General features: G+C 44.4%; 16 protein-coding genes. 6 read left to right on the top strand and 10 right to left on the bottom strand.

Annotated elements, in window-relative coordinates; translation table 11 throughout:
• Nucleotides 1–952: IS110 family RNA-guided transposase (locus EES38_RS17500; protein ID WP_124938510.1), on the bottom strand; the 952-nt coding region annotated here is incomplete at its 3' end.
• 358 nt (nucleotides 953–1,310) lie between these two features.
• On the opposite strand from EES38_RS17500, the gene EES38_RS17495 reads away from it, so the two are divergent.
• The 5 genes from EES38_RS17495 to EES38_RS17475 all read left to right on the top strand — a co-directional run bounded on the left by EES38_RS17495 (nucleotide 1,311) and on the right by EES38_RS17475 (nucleotide 5,094).
• Nucleotides 1,311–2,318, top strand: a complete 1,008-nt coding sequence (locus EES38_RS17495) for a hypothetical protein (protein WP_124938509.1) — start codon at nucleotides 1,311–1,313, stop codon at nucleotides 2,316–2,318.
• A 145-nt stretch (nucleotides 2,319–2,463) separates the two neighbouring features.
• Nucleotides 2,464–2,925 (top strand): GIY-YIG nuclease family protein, encoded by a 462-nt coding sequence (locus tag EES38_RS17490; RefSeq protein ID WP_124938508.1) that lies wholly within the window; start codon nucleotides 2,464–2,466, stop codon nucleotides 2,923–2,925.
• Between the two features lie 105 nt (nucleotides 2,926–3,030).
• Nucleotides 3,031–3,195: an NUDIX hydrolase gene (locus EES38_RS22940; protein WP_439333271.1), complete on the top strand. Its 165-nt coding sequence runs from the start codon at nucleotides 3,031–3,033 to the stop codon at nucleotides 3,193–3,195.
• A 271-nt stretch (nucleotides 3,196–3,466) separates the two neighbouring features.
• A complete protein-coding gene (locus EES38_RS17480; protein ID WP_124938507.1) occupies nucleotides 3,467–4,522 on the top strand; it encodes an amidohydrolase family protein in 1,056 nt (351 codons plus the stop codon).
• 113 nt (nucleotides 4,523–4,635) lie between these two features.
• Nucleotides 4,636–5,094: a YccF domain-containing protein gene (locus EES38_RS17475; protein WP_124938506.1), complete on the top strand. Its 459-nt coding sequence runs from the start codon at nucleotides 4,636–4,638 to the stop codon at nucleotides 5,092–5,094.
• A 72-nt stretch (nucleotides 5,095–5,166) separates the two neighbouring features.
• Here the strand turns inward: EES38_RS17475 and gbca are convergent, their stop codons facing one another.
• A complete protein-coding gene (gene gbca / locus EES38_RS17470) occupies nucleotides 5,167–6,486 on the bottom strand; it encodes a glycine betaine monooxygenase oxygenase subunit (protein WP_279432223.1) in 1,320 nt (439 codons plus the stop codon).
• A gap of 260 nt (nucleotides 6,487–6,746) precedes the next feature.
• Between gbca and gbcB the strand changes: the two genes are divergently transcribed.
• On the top strand, nucleotides 6,747–7,874 hold the full coding sequence (gene gbcB, locus EES38_RS17465; RefSeq protein ID WP_124938505.1) for a glycine betaine monooxygenase reductase subunit: 1,128 nt from the start codon (nucleotides 6,747–6,749) through the stop codon (nucleotides 7,872–7,874).
• Between the two features lie 82 nt (nucleotides 7,875–7,956).
• Here gbcB and EES38_RS17460 read toward each other — a convergent pair whose 3' ends face one another.
• From EES38_RS17460 to EES38_RS17425, 8 genes are all read right to left on the bottom strand, one after another.
• A complete protein-coding gene (locus EES38_RS17460; protein ID WP_208020477.1) occupies nucleotides 7,957–8,379 on the bottom strand; it encodes an MAPEG family protein in 423 nt (140 codons plus the stop codon).
• Nucleotides 8,380–8,407: 28 nt separating this feature from the next.
• Nucleotides 8,408–9,370, bottom strand: a complete 963-nt coding sequence (locus tag EES38_RS17455; RefSeq protein ID WP_124938504.1) for an Lrp/AsnC family transcriptional regulator — start codon at nucleotides 9,368–9,370, stop codon at nucleotides 8,408–8,410.
• Nucleotides 9,371–9,480: 110 nt separating this feature from the next.
• Entirely contained in the window at nucleotides 9,481–10,362 is an 882-nt protein-coding gene (locus EES38_RS17450) for a spermidine synthase (protein WP_124938503.1), read from the bottom strand.
• A gap of 142 nt (nucleotides 10,363–10,504) precedes the next feature.
• Nucleotides 10,505–11,659: an MFS transporter gene (locus tag EES38_RS17445; RefSeq protein ID WP_124938502.1), complete on the bottom strand. Its 1,155-nt coding sequence runs from the start codon at nucleotides 11,657–11,659 to the stop codon at nucleotides 10,505–10,507.
• Nucleotides 11,660–11,670: 11 nt separating this feature from the next.
• Entirely contained in the window at nucleotides 11,671–13,593 is a 1,923-nt protein-coding gene (locus EES38_RS17440) for a hydantoinase B/oxoprolinase family protein (protein WP_124938501.1), read from the bottom strand.
• Between the two features lie 2 nt (nucleotides 13,594–13,595).
• The gene (locus tag EES38_RS17435; RefSeq protein ID WP_124938500.1) at nucleotides 13,596–15,713 is read right to left on the bottom strand and encodes a hydantoinase/oxoprolinase family protein; all 2,118 of its coding nucleotides are present in this window, start codon (nucleotides 15,711–15,713) and stop codon (nucleotides 13,596–13,598) included.
• Between the two features lie 34 nt (nucleotides 15,714–15,747).
• The gene (locus EES38_RS17430; protein WP_124938499.1) at nucleotides 15,748–17,136 is read right to left on the bottom strand and encodes a purine-cytosine permease family protein; all 1,389 of its coding nucleotides are present in this window, start codon (nucleotides 17,134–17,136) and stop codon (nucleotides 15,748–15,750) included.
• 515 nt (nucleotides 17,137–17,651) lie between these two features.
• Complete coding sequence (locus EES38_RS17425) at nucleotides 17,652–20,489, bottom strand: FAD-binding and (Fe-S)-binding domain-containing protein (protein WP_124938498.1); 2,838 nt, start codon at nucleotides 20,487–20,489, stop codon at nucleotides 17,652–17,654.
• Nucleotides 20,490–20,538: the final 49 nt, after the last annotated feature.

Below are 20,538 nucleotides of genomic sequence, written 5' to 3'. Positions count from 1 at the left end.
TTTTCGCCATATTTGCGTTCCACATAGTTCCATCTCTGAGCATCGAATTTAGTATCACAACCATCTTTCTAACGCAGGCAATGATCGCTACTTTCTTTGGTTTCCCAGCGTCAAGCAATCGTTGATATGTGGATTTAAAAACAGGGTTCGATTGCATAGCGGACATCATTGCCATATACAAAACGGTTCGAACTTGAGCACGACCACCTTGGATGATTCGTTTACCTTTAAATCGGCCACTTTCTTTATTCATAGGCGCAACACCTATCAAGGAAGAGGCTTGTTTATTACTGATATAACCAAGTTCAGGAACGTTACTTATAATGGCTGCCGCACTCACTTTACCGATGCCAGGAACACTTTGCAGAATGGTATTTTTGCTCTGATAGGTGGGAACTGTTTCAATAAGCTTGATGATTAGGATTTCTAATTTTTCTATCTGCTTTTTGAATGCTGTGATGATTGGATTAATGGTTGAGTGAAGTGTTTTGGGAAGTTGTTGTAAACGGTTTTTCTCCATAGTTTGCATCGTTAATATTTGATGTCGTCTTGCGACTAAGTCACTCATTAAGCGCATTATTTCTGGTTTTAGCTGAGTTAGTTTAGGCTGAATGACTTCGCTGTAATGAGCAATTAATTGTGCATCGAGCTTGTCCGTTTTAGCTCTACGTCCAATCGCTCCCGCAAAGCGTTTAATGTGAATGGGATTAGCAATGACAAAAGGTAAATTGGCTTTTGAACAAGMGATAATAAATGGCATCTCTAGGCGTCCGGTCGCCTCTATGACAATGCGTTCAGGTTTRTGTTTACTGATGATTTTWATCGCTTCTTTTATCCCTTTTTCGTTATTTGCAACGGTGAAAAAGATATCGAGTGGACGAATATAAATGTCGAGATTTGCCTTGCCGGTATCAACACCGACATTTAAGTTTTGAAGTGCGTTCGTATTCATAATAAGCTAACTCTTGCTTGCGTAATGCGGGTTCGAGACCCAGTCGAGTATTCGAGTTTAGTGCTTGGAGTTCTATGCCACGTTCATGTTTGTTATCGGTCTCTCGATAGAGGAGCCAGCGCTCAATCGAACTATAACATAGAGGGCTTTAGTTGCAGCTAAAGCTTGGGACTCACTTTACCCTAATTTGGAGTAGTTATTATCCATACAAGCGTTTAAGCGTGATTCGCAACGCGTGGCATTTTTAGCATGCAGTGAGTTTAGTGGTTAATGTGTTGTGCAGAAAGCATTTTATTGCGTTGCTCACACCTTAACGCGGCGTTAGCCCTATCAGCAATAATGAGTAAATGAGTAATGTATGACTGAATCAAAAAGAAAGTATTTATCTGAATTTGCAGTTAATTTGTATTCTGGTCGTTGGATGATGACGGCAGCAAGTCAACTTATGTCTGGTGGAGAGATGCCAGAAGAATTTAAGGAGGTATCTGATAATTCTCATATCTATATTATTTGTCAGCGCCCAATACTTTCATTTGACGGAGAAGATTTCAAATATGAGGGTGGAAAGATTTCTGGTTCATTAGTTTATCGAGTTGAAGGTAAGCTAACTAAAATACCATTCGAACAAGACTTTCCGCTTCTTGATGGAGCCACAGAAGTAAAGTTATCAAAGTATCCTCATCGCGAGATCATTACTTGTGACAGCAATGGCGAAGTTGTTAGGTATCTACCAGCAACAGCATTAGGCATGGCTCATGGAGTTCACTTGTCTAGACCTGAGCTTGCAAATCTGGAAGTTCTTTATGTCGGTCAGGCATTTGGTGATGGTACTAGGAGCGCATTTGAAAGACTAAAGAGTCACTCCACGCTTCAGAAAATATTGGCACAAAGTCAGTATGAGGCTCCTGATAATGAAGTTTCATTGTTAACTTTTGAATATGTTCCATATCGAGTCTTAACACAGATGGATGGCAGAGACAGACAGGCTATCGGTGGTCCTGAAGATATAGAGCGATTTAGAAGTATTATGGATAACCCTTTGACTGAGCATCAACAGATTTGCCTAGTAGAAGCTAGTTTAATTCGCTACTTCCAACCGAAATACAATGTCATCTATAAAGACAATTTTCCTAGTGATAAACACAAAATACTAGAAAGTTGTTATGACCTTGATTTCTCGGGTCTAGTTGTTGAAGTTAATACTGATGACTATCGACTATGCATGTTTTCAGAAAAGGTAGCACCTAAATTACATCACATTTGTAAGGTTGATATCTTAGACCCTGAAAAACGACATGGTTTTTTCCATTACACTATTGCTGATCGAGAAACGGCTAAAATGCCGGATGTTATTATTCATTCATAGGGCTAACAAGCAATTTAAGAGGGATTCACAACGCTTGGCATTTTTGCTTCTACTTCAAATTTAGTGTTTATGGCACAATGCTTTAGGTTTGGGTGTAGGCGTTGTTCACCCCTTAATTGGGCGTTATGCATCTGGTCAGGAGCCCATGAAATATCGCAATATAGAAAGTCTTGAAGAGTTTATAAAAGAGGTTAACACAGCTCTTTTCAATGAAGACTCTCTTATTAATTTTAAGTACCCATCAAATGCTATTTCACCATGGGATAGTGTTCAGCTTGATTTGGCGAATAGTGATACTCTTAACTCATTAGCAGGTACTGCCAATATTTATGCGATTTTTACCGCTGAAAATAGTTCAGATTCATTTAAGCTTAGATATATAGGCAAAACGAAAAAAAACTTAGCTCGCCAAAGAATTAGAAATCATTTAATTACCAAAAATGAACGCACAGGCGCAAAGTTGGAAAAAATTATCTCTCATGTTACGTCAGGAGGGAGTGTAAAAATTTCATGGGTATCAATCGAACCAGAGTCTTTACGTAATTATATAGAAGAAGAGCTTATAAATTATCACAAAGGGGCAGATTGGAACCGTGAAAATGCATAACAAATCGCATCAATTGACAAAAATACCTGTCACGAATTTTGGTTCCCAAAATGTAGCGCCAAGTATTTTGCTCTGGTTCCTCAGCCTTCACCAAAAGACCAACACATGAAAAACTTATCCATGGCGGTAGTCGTCAAACAAGACAGAGTTCTTATCCAACAGCGTTATCGTAGAAACAAAGGAATGGTATTTGAGTTTCCTGGCGGTTCCGTTGATGCAGACGAGTCGGGTGAAGATGCTGCCATTCGAGAGTTATGCGAAGAAACGTGATTAAAAAACTAAAATCACAGATAAAGATCGGCAGCAAACATTTTATTGGTTCCAGCCGAATGAAATTCCCTTGACCGATTTCTATCCCGCCGATATTGAGTTTATTCACAATTATCTATATCACTACATATAACAAATACGTGATTACAACTCTAACCACATAAAATTAATAACAAACTATCAGCCCTTCAAAACAATAAAAACAGTGTCACAACACGGCACAATTTCCCATTTTCTAATCCAATAAACGAGTAAAAACTGGAGCAATCTTATGGCTGATAAGATTATTTATAATTGCCACAACCATCTGTTTACCCATGAAAATATCCCGCAAAATTACTTCCCATTCTTCTTAGTACCAGCGGCAAGAATCAAGCCCATACGTTGGGCATTGAGTGGGATGTTGAAAGCAGTCATACCCTACACAAAAAACGACAAATTAAATCGCTACGCCGCATTTATCAAAGCCACATATCGCGAATCGCAAGAAGCCAATTTACGGGCGTTGATGGGGTACTATCCTGAGAACACCAAGTTCGTTATTTTACCGATGGACATGGCGTACATGGGAGCTGGTAAAGTAAAACAAGACATCGATGAACAACATGCAGTGCTAGCTGCACTTGCGACAAGTAAAGAATACAAAGATATCATCATCCCATTCGCCCACATCGACCCGCGCAGACCTTCAGCTTTAGAACGCCTAAAATCCCTTGTCGAAAACCACAATTTCAAAGGCGTCAAAATCTACCCGCCATTGGGCTATCGCCCTGACCATCCAGTATTGATGAATGAAATCTATCCCTATATGGAAGAAAAGAACCTACCACTGATCGCCCATTGTTCTCCTGGTTCGGTGAATTCTAAAGACTACAAAAAAGAAGTGGCGCATTCCTTTGCTGATCCCGACAACTACAAGAAGGTTTTAAAGACATTTTCGAAATTAAAAGTGTGTCTAGCGCATTTTGGTGGTATCTCAGAATGGCAAAGACACTGGGATGAACCGAGAGACATCAATAATCCCACTTGGGTCAAGAAAATCAGCAAGATGATAAAGGATTGCAAGTATCCAAATTTGTATACCGATATCTCATACACCATCTTCAATTTCCAAGAGAACGTACCTTACCTGAAAGTTTTACTGCAAGATGAATCAATCCGATCTCACGTTTTGTTTGGTTCTGATTTCTACATGGTTGAAAGTGAGAAATTTTCTGAGAAACGATTATCCACCTACCTCAGAGCCACACTCGGTGAGGGGCTGTTCTGGACGATTGCGCATGACAATCCTCGTGAGTTTCTTGAGAATCCTCCGGCCATTGATTAGCCCCAGATGTTTTATTCTCATCGTTGAGTCCGATCTTTATAGTACAATCCGACAAAGCAGTTGGTCGCCATGTCATCACGACTTGGTGTAGTTAGAGAAACTAGGAACAATAAATGAGAACAATAGGAAACGTAATTTGGTTTGTGCTGGGCGGCGTCTTTATGGGACTCGCGTGGTGGCTTTTGGGATTGATCGCCTTTATGACCGTAGTGGGTATTCCATGGGGCAGAGCATGCTTTGTAATGGGGAACTTCTCCTTCTTCCCATTTGGTAAAGAAGCCATTAGCCGTAAAGTGCTTACCAATCAGGACGACTTTGGTACCAGTCCGTTTGGTGTCCTAGGCAACGTAATCTGGTTCGTGTTGGCGGGATTTTGGCTTGCAGTAGGGCACGTCATGTCAGCTATAGCGTGTTTTATCACAATTATCGGCATTCCATTTAGTCTGCAACACTTAAAATTGGCGGGTATAGCGCTGTTTCCGATCGGTAAAACCGTGGTATCTAAAGAAGTCGCCAGAGCCGCGCTAGAAGCCAATGCGCGTGCGACGGTACAATCACGTCGTAAGGCTTAACAGACGTAAACAATAGTCTTCGAATATGAACAAAGCCAGTGATGCGTTTCACTGGCTTTTTTATTGGCTAACTTACTTGTTCAGATTTTCCTGAATACGTTCAGAATACCAATTGAGAAAATCGATAACACCGAACTCATAAGTTTTTGAATACGGCCCCGGTTCATAGCTCAGAGAGTTAATACCGCGTTGGTTTTCTTCACCCAGAATACGGTCCTGATCGTTGGTCGCATCCCAAACCTGGCGAAGTTGATCCGTATTGTAATCCACGCCTTCAACCGCATCTTTATGCACAAACCACTTGGTCGTTACCATGGTTTCCTGTGCTGAAATTGGCAGTACACGGAACACGATAAAGTGATCGCTTTGCATGTGGTTCCACGAGTTTGGCAGGTGCAGAATACGCAGTGATCCCAGCGAACGGTTCTGAATTCGACCCAACAGCTTGTCGCTACCTTGGGAACCGTCAATGGTCATCACCTGAGTGCCTTCTTTTAACGGCATACGCACAAGGCGGTTACGAGGGCCGAAACTCTTGTGTTCGTGAGGAATGTTCTCAGCATCCCACTCGTTCGCCATGCGCTCGCAGTAAGCAAGAAACTCCGGTGTCGCGCGTGGGTCAGTGGTGTCATCCCATTCAAGCAGCGTATTCAGCAGTTCTGGGTGACTACCGGCACAGTGATAACATTCACGGTTATTCTCGATAACCAGTTTCCAGTTGGCTTTTTCATACATGTTTGACTCAACCGCCAACTTGGTATTTTCTACGTCGTACGGCGCCATGTACTCTTCAAGTGTCGCTAAGAACTCATCGAAGTTTGAATCAGGCTCTTCATCACCAAGGCAGATAAAGATAAAACCGCCAGCCGTTTTCACTTTCACCGGACGCAGACCGTGTGACTTCATATCGAACTCGTCACCCATTTCTGTGCCAGCAAACAACAGGTTGCCTTTGGTGTTGTATGTCCATTGGTGATAAGGACAAACGAGGTTTGCCACTTTACCGCGGTGTTCTAAACAGATACGTGAACCGCGATGGCGGCAGGTATTGTGGAACGCATTAACAGAACCGTCAGCGTCACGTACGACTAATACTGGGTTCTGAGCAATTTCGACCGTGAAATAATCGCCTTTAGATGGGATTTCACTGGTCATACCGACAAATAACCACTCTTTCTGAAAAATCTCCTCGACATCAATACGGAAAAGATAAGGGTCATTGTATAAAGGTCGAGGTAATGAATAGTCCTCACGACGTTCACTGAGTAGTTTGGTCATTTCATTACGAGCGACATCCAAGCTCGGGTAGCTTACGTTAAGTAAATCGTTCTGTGTCATTGCTACAATCTTCTTCTCGGAAATGTTGACGATATGCCCGAGTAGGGCTTCCATGCGTTGTCTGTAATACCTTACGTTTTGTAGGTAAAATAACGGACTAGCGCTATCCTGCCATTTTTATCCCTGTGCCAAAGAGTCTATTCACGACACCGAGCGATCCTGTTTAAGACAAGGTGAAAAAAAGCCATTTAGGGGTGACATTTTTAGACCGAAAAATGTCGTGGATGGATAACTAAAGTCGAGCATATAACTCAACAATACAATTAACCCATGGAGGGCAATTAGTTAAAGACACCGTTGCGGAGAGGCCGGCTATGAACACGCTCAATAATTCATTTACCCCAAGTGGTTCGTTTATTCCTGTAACAACACAAATTTGGAGCAACGGCCGTCACAATGTACGTTGTGTTAAAGCCATTCAGGAAACGAAAGATACCAAAACTTACTGTTTTATGGCTGACCAGCCGATTATGTTCTTCTTTAAGCCTGGTCAGTTTGTCACTCTGGAACTCGAAATTGATAACGAGCAGGTGTTTCGTTCATACACGATTTCCAGTTCTCCATCAGTACCGTACAGTTTTTCGATAACCGTTAAACGTGTACCGGGTGGCTTTGTCTCGAACTGGATTCACGATAACCTTGCAGAAGGGTCTGAACTTGCAGTTCACGGCCCGGTGGGAGAGTTCAATAGTATTGATTATCCAGCCGATAAGATCCTGCTGTTATCGGGTGGTGTAGGGATCACTCCTGTCATGTCGATGGCGCGCTGGGCATACGACACCAATACCGATGTGGATATCGTGTTTGTGCATTCAGCCAGAACGCCCAGCGATCTGATCTTCCGCCGTGAATTGGAATTTATGTCGTCGCGTATTTCCAATTTCCATTTGCACCTCATCTGTGAGCGCATCGAATCGGGACAAAACTGGGCCGGATATCGTGGCTATCTCGATGATGTAAAACTGCTGATGATGACGCCCGATCTACTTGAAAGGGAAGTATTCTGCTGTGGTCCTGCGCCGTATATGAACGCGGTGAAAAATTTATTGCGTGCGCTGGGCTTCGATATGGATCGCTATCACGAAGAAGCATTTGGACCAACGCCTGATTTGATTGAAGAACAAGCCGTTCAGGATGCAGAAGCGGCGGCAGAAGAAGCCGAATCACTTTCACCAAGTGATCTGATTGAAGTCGCCTTTACAGGCAGTGATAAAGTGGTGCAGATTGCGCCGGGAGAAACGGTTCATGCCGCGGCGGCTAAAGTCGGGCTTACTATTCCGAAAGCCTGTGGTATGGGTATCTGTGGTACCTGTAAAGTGAAGAAAGTATCCGGTGAAGTTGAGATGAATCACAACGGCGGTATTACCGATGAAGATGTGGCGGATGGTTACATTCTGTCTTGCTGCTGTTCACCAAAAGGCAATGTCGTCATCGAATATTAATAGCGACAACTTTGGCTAGGTTGTCATAAAAGTCATCTGTCTTCCTTCCTGCAGATGACTTTTCTTTTATCTGAACGTATCGTTACAACAGGCGGATAAAGCACATTACGAGTAAGACCACATTGGCAAGAAAACCGATCATAAAAAAGTAACTGCGTGGGCTGGGGTTTTTCTCAGTCGCAATCACGTAATACAGCGCCATATGAAAAATGCGCACAATAACGTAGACCCATGTTGTTGTCGTGACCCAGAAATGATCCACTCCAATTAACACTGCAAGAAAGAAGCTGCCGATAAACAGTGGCGCGTTTTCCAACGTATTCATAAATGTACGGTAAGAGCGAAACACAAACGAATCGTGACTCAGATGTTCATCAATTTTTCCCGGTATGGCACCTTTTTGACTGCCTTTAGCAAAGGTCGCGACAAACCACTGCGCCAGAATTAACAGCAGATAAAAAGCGAAGCCAAGAAACGAAGCGTAATAGACAGCACTGATGTTCATTTTTTCTCCTCGGTTTATGACGCGATACTTAAAGTTGGAATGAAGCGGGCAGTTTGTCCACTGCGACCTGCAGCAATAATTCGGTTTCGATCATTCCTTCTTGTTGCTGACTGAGCTTTTGCGCTAACAACGCCAGTTCTTCACGACTAGAGACATGAACTTCTCCGACAAACTGACGAGAGCCTGTACTGGACGATAGTATCGATACTTCGGGCATATCAATTAAGGTTTGTCTGATATTTTGGTCACCTTTGACCAATAAGATGGCGAGGCATGAATGTTCAAACATCAGGTCATTAATGATGATGGTAGAGCGAATTACGCCGGCTTCGAGTAGTGCCATGGTTCTGCGTCTTACAATGCCATAAGGCCGATCGAGTCTTTCCGCCAACTCGCGAAACTGAATTCGTGGTGATTCGGTCAATTCCCGGATAATAGCGAAGTCTTCATCTGACCACGAGAGTTGATCAAGGACTTGTTGGCTGACCGATGGTGAGCGAGTGTCCTGACGCCATTTGTTTATATTAAGCATTGGCCACACTTCGACTGAGGTCACGCCAGGCGCAGCTCTGAGTTTTTGCACAATGAATTGATGTGCTGTGTAGTCGGATTCACTAACCATTTCACCGAAGAAATCGAAACTGCCCAACGTGCGTGCAAGGTGAATAATTTCGATTTGCTCATTCGCCCAACGCGCAAATTCGTCCGGATTACCGGTGACGTTAATACCAATGGAGATCCGGGTAGATTTGCCAACGAGAGCAGGGTCAACGAGTGTGACGAGACGAATAAAACCTTCATTGATCAAACGTTCAACGCGAGCCCGCACAGCATCAGCGGAGAGAGAAATCGAAGTACCCAATTCTGCGTACGATAAGCGGGCATTGACACGCAACGATTCGACCAGTGTCTTGTCTTTTTCGTCAATTTTTTCAGGCGATTTTTCTGTCCTTGGGACGACCTGATTGTCGTTATGCCGATTTCCTTTCATTTTTATTATCCTTTAAAGCGGGTCGTGTATAGGCACAACAAACTCTTTGAAAATCAATCAACATATTAGCTTTTTTAATGATAAAGGTGCAAGTAACAAGGTCGTCTGACTTAATCTTTGAGCAGATTGACCGGCGAAAATTGGTCGGTAAGTATACGAGCCGACGTATCCCAATCTGGTTCGATCGTGAGCATGACCGGATATTTTTCGATCTCAACGCCAAAGCAATGCAAACGTTCTTTTATCGCCTCAGCTTCAAATATCATTTGCTCAACCGACGGTAAGGCCGTTTTTTTCGCTATAATGACGCGATTACCAGAGTTTTCTAGTTTCTTGAAGTTTAGAAATGGGCCAAAGACGGATTGATAAGTAGTGGATTCATGGTGATAAAAAGGGCTGCTTGAAAAGGTATTGGCAACCAGCACACCGTCATCGGCTAAGATCTGTTTAACCTCCAGTAAGAAGTCCTGTGTCATTAAGTGACTTGGAATGTATTTATCATTGAACGCATCCAAAAGAATGTAATCATATTCGTCTGCGCGCAGACCCATTCTTTTGACAAAGACTCGCGCATCGGCAAGCGTGACCTTCATATTATCGGTTTCGGCGAAATGAAAGTAATCTTCAGCAACTTTCTTCACCGCATTATCAATTTCGACGATATCGATCTTAGCATTAGGGTAAAGTTTACTTAGCACCATGGGGAGCGAACCACCACCGAGGCCAACAAGTAATATTCGGTCGGGATGGGGTTGCAAAAGTAAACCGGTTAACGCCATTTTGGCGTAGGGCAGCGACAACACGGAATGTTTCTCATCGTTAAACTGACAAGATTGTGTTCTCAAACCATTATTTGTGATGAAGGAGAGATAACGGCGATTGCCTTGTTCGACCACCAACAGATTCTGATAGCGAGATGCTTGCTGATAGATTTTTTTTCTGGGGTTGTTCTTAGATTTTATCAATGACACCCACGATGCAAGCTTACCCATCAACTCTTCCTATTTGACAATTTTAGTGTGTCTAAAGTGATGATGTAAGTATTAGGTGTATTCGGTAACTGTGCAATAGTATTGAATAAATTGGCTTTTAAATGAGTAAAAAAAGTGGAGCCAAACAGACTCCACTCAATATTCAGACCATGCTGTGACGAAACTTAAGTGTCAGTGATGCTGCGAATAGGGTGAGTACAACAACGACGGTCGCGATGACGACCATTGCAGTAATAGTTCCCAATGAGTTGAATAACGGCCATGAAGCGGCAATTGATCCGCCACCTGCACCATATCCAACAGTATTAAGAATCGCGTAAGCTCTTCTCAGCTTAGGAAGTGGCGTGATTTTTCGTACTAATGTTAATCCAACCAACTGCCCAAGCCCTTGCGACGCACCGCTCAGGATTGCCGAGATGAAAAAAGCAGTTGGAGAATTTATAGAGGTGCCGATAACCAACAGAATTGCGCCTGTTCCCCCAACAGTTAGTGCGATGACTGTTTGTGTCAGCGGACTGAGTTTTGACGCGAGCATTTGCGCGGTAAACGCCGATCCAAAAACCAGAAATACCAATAGTCCAGCCAGTAATGCACTGTTTAGCCCTAAAGTGTGTTGCAAGTAAGAAGGACCGACGGACATGTATATCGCACTGGTGATATAGCATGAGGCAAAAATGATGGTCACGACGACAAATAGTTTTTTCTGGAGCTGAGATTCAGTGTGATCATCCGTATGATTTTGGGTGTGATGGCTACTTTGTTTGAAGCTTGCTGCCGCTTTGAGTTTTGGATCATTGAGCAGAGCAAGCGCACCGACAAGTAACAATACGGCCTCAAATACAAAGACATAATGAGTTGGCTTGGGTAAGTAATCCGCAAAGAGCCCCCCAATGAGAGGACCAAAGGCCAGTCCAATCGAAATAGCCAGCGAACCGACAAGCGCGGGTTTTTGATGGTTTTCTTGTTCCAGAATGGCTGTCACAGCAGCCGGTCCACAAGAGACAAATATTCCAGCAGCAATGCCACTCATAAACCGGGCTATCATCAACATCGTTGGCGTTTCGGCACTGGCAAAGGAAATCGCAGCGATAAAGCTCACTGCGGTTCCTCCGATAAGAGAGGCTCTCCAGCCAATCTTATCGGAAAATCTGCCCAGTCCGAGTAACCCTATCAATACCCCAGCCTGATAAAGCGAAAACAGTACGGTAATAGTGGCCGTCGGAAAACCAATTTCGTTTTGCCACAATGGGTAGATAGGGGACGGCATATTCGAGAGTAAGAATATGCTAAGTAACATGGCTGCTGGGATCAATGGCTTTCCCCTTCAGCAGTTTGTCTAGAGGCGTTGAGGAACCAGTTTGGCGCAATCCAAGATTGTCTTCCGCCATCAAATTCGGTCTCTCCTCTGTTGAGTGATATCATTTCAGCACGCAATGATTCGGTCGCTGCGACATTGATATACAGCGTTTCCCAGCGTTTTACGTCACCCTCAATAACTACCCCATAGGCAGATTTCGCACGTTCGACCGAAATGTACTCGTCCATTACGTCTTCCAAAACTTTCTCTGTTTCACGAGTCAACGGAGAACCATAACCACCTGCTCCAGAACCCAGAGAAAAAATTGTATCCTTGTTGTCGAGTTTTACTTCGGCAACGATATCGCTCATCTGGATACTTTCGCCATTCGCTTTTACTACCCATGATTCTGGACCCGCAGCGATACCACCACCATGCACGCCTTTGGGACGATTTTGTACACCTTCTAGGTAGTAGTGTGATTCTGCTTTGGCAAGTCTTGGGCCGTAAGCTGACGTTGTCCCTGTTGCGCCTCGATGATATCCAGCACCTTCAGAATCGGCACGAACTGATGCATGTTGCCATACTACGAGTGGATAACGCTGCTCTACGATTTCCGAGGAATCAATTCGTGGAATACCTGCGCCCATGATGGTAGCGAAAGCCAACCAGCCATCCGAGTCGGCTGTTGCAGGGCCGCCTGATGAGCCTGAGAAAATCTGTAGAATATATTCTTCATTATCACGACGAGGATCGCGACCCGACACAACCGCTTCATGTGGAGGACAGCCCAATGGTGGCTCCGCCGCACCGATATCTTGTTCTGACATCGATGCGATGCCTGCCAAAAGCATACCTGTTACGCGGTCAGTGACGGTACGTGTTGCAGCGGAACATGATGCTGGGTGACGTGGAATACCAACAACACAGTTTTCGCGTACTAATACTTCAATCGGACGGTGACTGCCTGAGTTATTTGGTACGTGGAGAGACGTCGCATTCTTATCCGTATTGAGAGCCATCAATACCGCAGTTACCGCGTTATTTTTGGATGTTGCCTCTGTCAGGTTTAAGCCTGTTGGGGTGCAATCCGGATTATTGCGCAGGTCAATAACGACTTTACCTTCATTAGGTTTGATTTCGATTGTAGCCTGAAGATCGAGTCCGTCTGGTAAGCCGGGAAAAGCATCCATGTGCGTTTTAACATCAAGACGTCCTTCTGGCAGTTTTTCGATGCCAGCAATAGCCATACGTTCACCGTAATCAAGCCACTCTTTTACGAACGCACGTACCTGTTCAATACTATCAAACGAGGCACAAAAATCCTGTAGACGTTTTTCTGCCAGACGAAGCGCGCCCAATGAAGCGAGGTAATCGCCATACCAGGTATCAAATGCACGGATTCTTAAGCGAGCGATACCGATGATGTCTTCTATATCTTTATTCTGATCCTGAATCTTGACACATGGGAAGATAATCGCGCCTTCCTCATAAACATCTTTCGCCTTTGGCATATAGGTCGTTGGCAGTGCACAACCGGCGTCAACCTGGTGAGCTTTGGCAAGAACCGTAAATACATGTTCGCCCTGAAAGAACACAGGTACCATAAGTGTGTGGTCAGCTGCGTGCGTATTACCATCGTATGGGTCATTGTGTAGGTACGCATCGCCTTCTTTAAAGTTAGGATGTTTACGTTCCATAACCTGACTTACTAGTGATGAACCATATACATGCACTGGAATAGCACCAGGAGCCGATAGGAGCTGGTGATCGCTGCTGTTGATTGAACAGGAAAAGTCACGTGCTGCCATCGTTGTAGAACGGGCAGTACGAATCATCGTATTTGTCATTTCTCGTGTAATACTGTGCAGGCGGTTCGCCATAATACTTAGTGTTACCGGATCGATGCGGTCTGTTGTGTTAGCGTGTCCCATGATTACTGCTCCTTGTTACCTTGGTCGATAGAAATGAGATAGTGTGTTGAGCGCGTCAATGCGACTGCGCCTGGTGGAACAACGATCGTGGTGGTTGGTTCTTCAATAACCGCAGGTCCCTTGATCGTCACGTCGCTCGGTAATTTTTCCACTCGGTAAACGGCTCCTTTGATCAGCGTATCGTTGAAAAACATGTCACGATACGTTGGCTCGATAGCATTCACTTGCGAGTCACTTAAGGGCATAGCCAAAGATGGTTTGCTGCGAATCACTTTACCTTCAGCACGCCAGCTCACGATTTCAACGGGGGCGCCGGGTTGATTAACAGAAAAGTATTTAAGGTGCGCTTCATCAAATTTACTGTGCAGCATCTCAAGTGCATCAGCACTGCAGAAATTTGGCGTGTCACCTAAATCGACATCGATTTCTGACAGTTGTTGGTCATAACGTGCTTCGATAACGAGATTACGGGTTCTGGTTCCGTCATTTTTCACATCGTCAAAAAATTCTTGCAGTTGATTGTTTAGCCCCTGGACGACTTCATTGGCTTGCTCACCATCGAAGTCCCCAGTGGTCATATATTTACCTGCCGAAACTGTCGCACTGATATCGGTGCACTGTCCACCGACAGCGCTCAAACCTGATGCGAGACGAGGAATGATAATGTGCTCAACGCCAAGATCTTGTGCGATACGTACGATGTTCATTCCCGCTGCGCCACCACCGGCAACCATGACACAATCACGAGGATCGATACCCTGACTGATGGTCATATCGGTTGTAAATCCGCGCATATCTTCGGAGGTAATACGCAGCACAGCTTCGGCACTCTCTTCGATGCTAATACCCAAAGGTTCTGCTAAGCGAGTACGAAATGCTTCACGCGCGGCCTCCAAATCGAGTGTCATACGACCGCCAAGGAAATTCGATGGATCAAGATAACCCAGTACTAACGCTGCATCGGTTACGGTTGGCTCTTTACCACCACGTCCATAACATGCCGGGCCAGGGGTTGCACCTGCACTGATGGGACCAACACAGACTAAGCCGCCATCATCGATGTAGGCAATGGAACCACCTCCAGCGCCAAGAGAGCGGGTGTCAACGGCGGGTAACCCAGTCATATGGCCGCTCCATTCTGGACCTAACCATTTTTCGCGGCTGTAGGCGATTTGTCCGTCATGGGTCAGACTCACATCATAAGAGGTGCCGCCCGTATCCACGACGATGATGTTCTTACCTTGAGCGAGTGGCTCCGCTAACCCGTATTGAGCGCCTGCAACAGGAGCAAGTGCAGGGCCTGAATCTATGGTCTGAATGGGTTTATCTGCCATTTGCTCTAGGCTCATTACACCGCCACTCACGTGCGTTACCATCAAAGGATCACCCTTGAACCCCGCTTCTCTAAAACGGCGCTCCAAGCTTTGTAGATGCTCTTTCATTAATGGTTTAATCGAAGCATCTATTGCGGTGGACGACGCTCGACGATATTCACGAACCACGTTATTTACCTGATGACTGAGAGAGTAGGCAACACCCGGCAGTTCTTGCTCGATCATCTCGCCAATGCGAACTTCATGGCTTGAATTGGCAATAGAGAAGGTGAGACATACCGCAATCGCTTCGACTTCAAGCTCTTTTAATCGTTGTAACACTGAACGTACAGAATCTTCGTCGAGTTCGACAGCTACCGAACCATCCGCTAGAACTCGTTCCTGCACTTCGAACGTCAATCGTCTTGGGATATATGGTGTTGGATACGGCGTTGATAGGTTGTAAGGGTCTTCCTTACCGCCTTCCCGATATAGCAATACGTCTCTAAAACCTTGTGTTGTAATAAAGGCCGTTTTAGCGACTTTGCCCTCGAGTACTGCATTCGTTGAGCGAGTTGTGGAATAAACAAATACTTTCGTATCTTCAAGTAGTTCGCTTAATGTCATGCCATTTTCAATCGCCGCCAACTCGATTGACGCGGAAATTCCGTTAAATAGATCATCTGGTGTCGAAGATGACTTATACAGACCTATTACGCGGTTTTGATCAGCCAAAATTAGGTCGGTGAAAGTGCCTCCAGTATCGACAGAGATAGTAAATGGAGGCGTTAAAGTTGTTTGATTCATAATGTCCCTTAATCATATTCCATGAATAACAGTGTTACTGAGCAGAGTCGGTTGCGTAGTGAACTTGACTTTGCTTAGTCGAAAATTGTCCTTTGGTAATCAGTGCTACCAGAGGGGTAACAATGAGTGTGATAGCGAAAGCCACAAACGGTGCGATGGTGCTACCAAATGGTCCTGCGATACCAAATGAGAGAGGTAATGCAACGATGAGTGCTGTAAATAGGGCAATAATGCCAACTGGATTAAAGCTGCGTAGTTGATCTTTACGATAGAAATAGTCGCTAGGCGTTAGCTTAAGAATGTAGCGGTTAATTAAAATATCAGCGAAGACCACGCCAACCCATGTAATGAGGAAGATGCCCCAAACACCAAGAACCAGTGTCGCTTTACTATAAAGGTCGGCGGTTAGAATCAATACACACATTACGCTTGCTATTACTACCCACCAAAAGCGAGAGAGGTTTATATGAAACAGGCGATTGAAGAAGGTTGCCAGACTTACTGCTGCAGAGTAGACGTTATTAGTGTTGATACGTGCTTGTGTAATGACGATTAACAGTACGCCGAACGCCCCGAAGAAGTGAGTGAAGTAGACTGCAGGATCATTTTCTTCAAAGGTTGCACCCAGCCAAGCACCAAATAGTAGCGGCACTAAGAAAGTAAACAAAGTGAAGACAGGACCCATCATAATTCCGCCCGATTTTGCATTTTTTGACGGGATAAATCGGCCAAAATCGCTCGCTGTTGCGGCAATCCCAGAGATACCAAACATGGCGACCATTACTTGCAGAATCGGTGAACCAGCTGCGCTATTCATATCTGGTGACGCTTGCAGAGCCCAAAAGTCTGGTGTTCCACCCATTTCAATGGCTTTCCAAGCGATAAGCACGAAAAATAGGAATAAAACGGGTAGCGACAACCACATGATACGGCTAACCAGTTTTACACCAAAGCATGTGAGAGGAATAAAAATTAAACCGCACATCACTTGGAGTAAAAGTAGTGGAATAGCAGGGAAGTAAGCATGAACTGCATTAATCATGATGCCACCTTCCAAACCAAAATAAAGAAGGTTGTTGGTAGCAAAAATTAACGCTGTTAGGGTTGACCCTAAATATCCAAATCCACTTGCCCGTGTGATTAAATCTGAATTAAATCCAGATTTTGAAGCGAAGTTTACCCATACGAAGCTGATAATGCCGACGATGATCGCCGTCGCTGTCGCTCCGATGACAAAATTCATGGTACCGAACGAATGTACAAGTTGTGAACCAAGAGAAAACCAAATTAACGCAGTGGTTATTCCGAGCATTACGCTGAATATCGACATTGCACCAACAGTTTTGTCAGCCTCCGGAACGGGGCCATTTGCATATTCGTCGGCACGATCGTCTTGGATCTGAGCCTCATTTGTTAAAGCCATTAGAATGTCCTTTTTCTATGTCAAAAATAAGTGTTGTAACGATTCAACAACAATCCTTGATTTAAATCGTTACATTGATAAAAGCACTTGTGAAAATATAAGTCAATGACAATATCGCTTGTTTGTTTTGGATTTTAAAATAAAAATCGCGTGTAAAATGCATCATGATTGGGCAGATCTAACGCAACGTTGCACAATCATCGTGTATATTAATTGAGCTTGGAATATTGGTGGGTGATTAATGAGACTTAAAAAACTAACGAAAACCCAGTAGGAAAGGGGGACATGAATGGATGCCTTGAGAGAAGAGTGACATATTGGTGAGAACAGTTCTACTCTGCCTAATTTTAGTGCAGAAACACATAAAAAGCGTCGATTCTATAACTCATCCGATGAGCTGTATTTGCTGGTTTTATGCGATGGGGAAGACGCTAAAAGCCTTCAATGTGCCTTCGCCATCACTGTGTATTTTTAAAATTTTTCAATAAATCTGATTTTTTTTCACCTATAGATGTTTACGCCATTGTTTTTGCTGTGCTCACTTCATCAAGTAAATACAGCAGTGACTGGTATGGAATTCCACTATGATGCGACAGGCCAATCTCACAGGTTCGACTATTACTAAAGCCTCGCTGGCAAGTTTCAGGTACCTGACTTTTTAGCGGAGCAGTGGCTGCAGCATTAAGCTCTGGCGTGGTAAACCCTTTGTCACCTGACCAGGCGCAACATTCGATATGTTCAGGGATGATCACCTCAGATGCGCACGCTTTTGCTAATGCAATCATCTGTGATTCGAGGCCAAGGTGTCGAGTACTGCATGTAATATGGAGCATGATGGTTTCCTGTTTCGGCTCCAATGACAATTCAGGTACCAAATGCTGCAAAGCAAAATCGCAGGGTTCATAAATCGTCATGTTGTGCGTTAGATTATCGATACTTCGTTTGGCACAAGGGCTGGTGTCCATCACTATGGGGTACTGACCATGAGCCGATGCTTGCCAGAGTACCTGCTCAAATTGCTGCAACTTCTGCGTAGCCAAATCGGTCATTCCCTTGCTGTCGTAGGGCATGCCACAACATTGCTCATTAAGTTCATCGGGTAAAATGACCTCATAACCTGCTTTTTCCAATACTGATGTAAATACTTGAGTCAGAGGACGAGGTTCCTTACTGCTATTTTGTGGTCCCATGGTTCTCGATGCACAGGAAGGAGCATAAACCACCTTTTTATGATGAAATTGACTAGGTAGGGTGCTTAGATTAAATCGATTGCTAGTCGGCATTTCAGGTAGCCACTGAGGAATACGCTGTTTTGACAACTGCCGAAGCTTGCTGGTTACGCTAAGCATATTCTGTTCACCAAGTACGCGTGTCGAGATTCGGTTTATAACCAGTCCAGCGCTCACTGCTTTGGTCGTTGTTGCAAAGTGATTGGCTGTCCAGCGGGCTATCGGGGTAAATTTTTGGTATTTTTCTCTACGCAGTTTCTTCACTAAGTCGCCAGTATTAATACCCACGGGACAACGCAGTGAACACAGTCCTGTCGCTGCACAAGTATCGATTCCCTGATACTCGAACGTCTGCTCCAACTCTTTTGCCGATGACTGGTCTCCCGCTGTCTTTCTTCGCTGTAACTCTCTAAATAGTACAATACGCTGTCGCGGCGTAAGAGAGAGTGTACGTGAAGGACACACCGGTTCACAAAAGCCACATTCGATACAGCGGTCAACTAGATTGTCGGCGGGTGGCATCGGTTTTAAATGGGTAATGTGCGATTGCTTATCCTGATTAATAATCACGCCTGGATTGAGCAGGCCTTTGGGATCAAATAACTGCTTAATGGACTCCATTAACTGATAACCATCTTTGCCCCATTCTAATTCGACATAGGGTGCCATATTTCTTCCGGTTCCATGTTCTGCCTTTAGTGAACCTTCATATTTTATGGCGACAAGTTGGGCCACATCTTCCATAAAATAACGATATCGTTCGACTTCTTGTGGATTCTCGAAGCCCTGAGTGAACACAAAATGAAGATTACCTTCCAGGGCGTGACCAAAAATGATGGCTTCGGAATAGTGATATTTTTCAAACAGGCTTGTTAAGTCTTTAACACCGTTTGCTAGCTGCTCTACCGGAAATGCCACGTCTTCAATAATGACGGTGGTACCGACTTCGCGTACAGCACCAACCGCAGGAAACATTCCTTTGCGGATATTCCATAGTGATGCAACGACAGATGGCTCTGAAGTAAATTCGACTGACTCGATTATCTTGTTGAGAGCCATACATTGCATGACGTCGTCGCATTGGCTTTTAAGAGCGGCATGGGAATGCGCACGAACTTCAATCAGTAGTGCGGCAGCATTGAGGTCTAGCTTGGAAATAAAATCTGGCATTCCGGGTTTATCGGAGACTGAACGCAGCGCTCTACCGTCCATCATTTCAACCGCCGAGACCGGCTGCTTGGCCAGTTCTATCACAGCTTGGCTGGCAAGCTCTATATCGGAGAAAACCAACAGCGTTGATGCCTTGTGCGCATGTTCTTCAACTGTGTTATAGGTAATATCGGCGATAAACCCCAGAGTTCCTTCGGAACCAATCATTAGATGTTTGATTATGTCAATCGGGTCTTGATAATCGACCAGTGAATTTAACGCGTACCCAGTCGTATTCTTTAACCGGTACTTGTGCTTAATTCGCTGCGTTAATGCATTGTTTGTCTGTGTCTCTTTACTGAGTTGGGCAATACCCTTGTAGAGCTGTGAATGACTTTGCTTGAAGTCTTCAATACTCTGTTTGCTCGACGTGTCTAATATAAAGCCATCAGATAAAACAATGGTCATGTCGGAAACCGTGCGATAAGAGTTCTGAGCCGTACCGCAACACATTCCACTCGCGTTGTTTGCAGCAATACCACCAATTTTACAGGCATTGATTGAGGCTGGGTCTGGACCTATTTTCCGAGCAAATGGAGCAAGATAGCGATTAGCATCAGCGCCGATTACGCCCGGTTGGAGGAGAATTTTTTTGCCATTCTCACGTATATCATGGTTACGCCAGTCATCGGTTAGCGTGATAAGCACCGAATCCGATATAGCCTGACCAGAAAGGCTGGTTCCGGCCGCGCGAAATGTGAACGGTATATCGAGGCTGTTACAGCATTTAATCGTGAATATGATCTCTTCGAGAGACTTTAATTTGAGTACCAACTGGGGAATGAGCCGGTAAAAACTTGCGTCTGTACCGTAGGCAAGCCGTTTTGCTTCGTCTGTAATTATTCGTTCCGCAGAAATGGTAACGGAGAGTTGCTCAATGAGTTGCTTGTAGAGATGTTGAGGGTGACTTTGCATAACACATGTCCAGTTATTGTTATTATTACAATTGCTTACTAGTCAATAA

The sequence above is a fragment of the Vibrio viridaestus genome (assembly GCF_003856525.1).
GTDB classification, from domain to species: Bacteria; Pseudomonadota; Gammaproteobacteria; order Enterobacterales; family Vibrionaceae; genus Vibrio; species Vibrio viridaestus.
This window is presented reverse-complemented; position numbering and strand designations above follow the sequence as displayed.

Coding starts and splice junctions, on each gene's coding strand:
- EES38_RS17435 (WP_124938500.1), bottom strand. CDS start 15,713: ATGAATCAAACAACTTTAACGCCTCCATTTACTATCTCTGTCGATACT.
- EES38_RS17455 (WP_124938504.1), bottom strand. CDS start 9,370: ATGAAAGGAAATCGGCATAACGACAATCAGGTCGTCCCAAGGACAGAA.
- EES38_RS17425 (WP_124938498.1), bottom strand. CDS start 20,489: ATGCAAAGTCACCCTCAACATCTCTACAAGCAACTCATTGAGCAACTC.
- EES38_RS17490 (WP_124938508.1), top strand. CDS start 2,464: ATGAAATATCGCAATATAGAAAGTCTTGAAGAGTTTATAAAAGAGGTT.
- gbca (WP_279432223.1), bottom strand. CDS start 6,486: ATGGAAGCCCTACTCGGGCATATCGTCAACATTTCCGAGAAGAAGATT.
- EES38_RS17495 (WP_124938509.1), top strand. CDS start 1,311: ATGACTGAATCAAAAAGAAAGTATTTATCTGAATTTGCAGTTAATTTG.
- EES38_RS22940 (WP_439333271.1), top strand. CDS start 3,031: ATGAAAAACTTATCCATGGCGGTAGTCGTCAAACAAGACAGAGTTCTT.
- EES38_RS17440 (WP_124938501.1), bottom strand. CDS start 13,593: ATGGGACACGCTAACACAACAGACCGCATCGATCCGGTAACACTAAGT.
- EES38_RS17445 (WP_124938502.1), bottom strand. CDS start 11,659: ATGTTACTTAGCATATTCTTACTCTCGAATATGCCGTCCCCTATCTAC.
- EES38_RS17480 (WP_124938507.1), top strand. CDS start 3,467: ATGGCTGATAAGATTATTTATAATTGCCACAACCATCTGTTTACCCAT.
- gbcB (WP_124938505.1), top strand. CDS start 6,747: ATGAACACGCTCAATAATTCATTTACCCCAAGTGGTTCGTTTATTCCT.
- EES38_RS17460 (WP_208020477.1), bottom strand. CDS start 8,379: ATGAACATCAGTGCTGTCTATTACGCTTCGTTTCTTGGCTTCGCTTTT.
- EES38_RS17430 (WP_124938499.1), bottom strand. CDS start 17,136: ATGGCTTTAACAAATGAGGCTCAGATCCAAGACGATCGTGCCGACGAA.
- EES38_RS17475 (WP_124938506.1), top strand. CDS start 4,636: ATGAGAACAATAGGAAACGTAATTTGGTTTGTGCTGGGCGGCGTCTTT.
- EES38_RS17450 (WP_124938503.1), bottom strand. CDS start 10,362: ATGGGTAAGCTTGCATCGTGGGTGTCATTGATAAAATCTAAGAACAAC.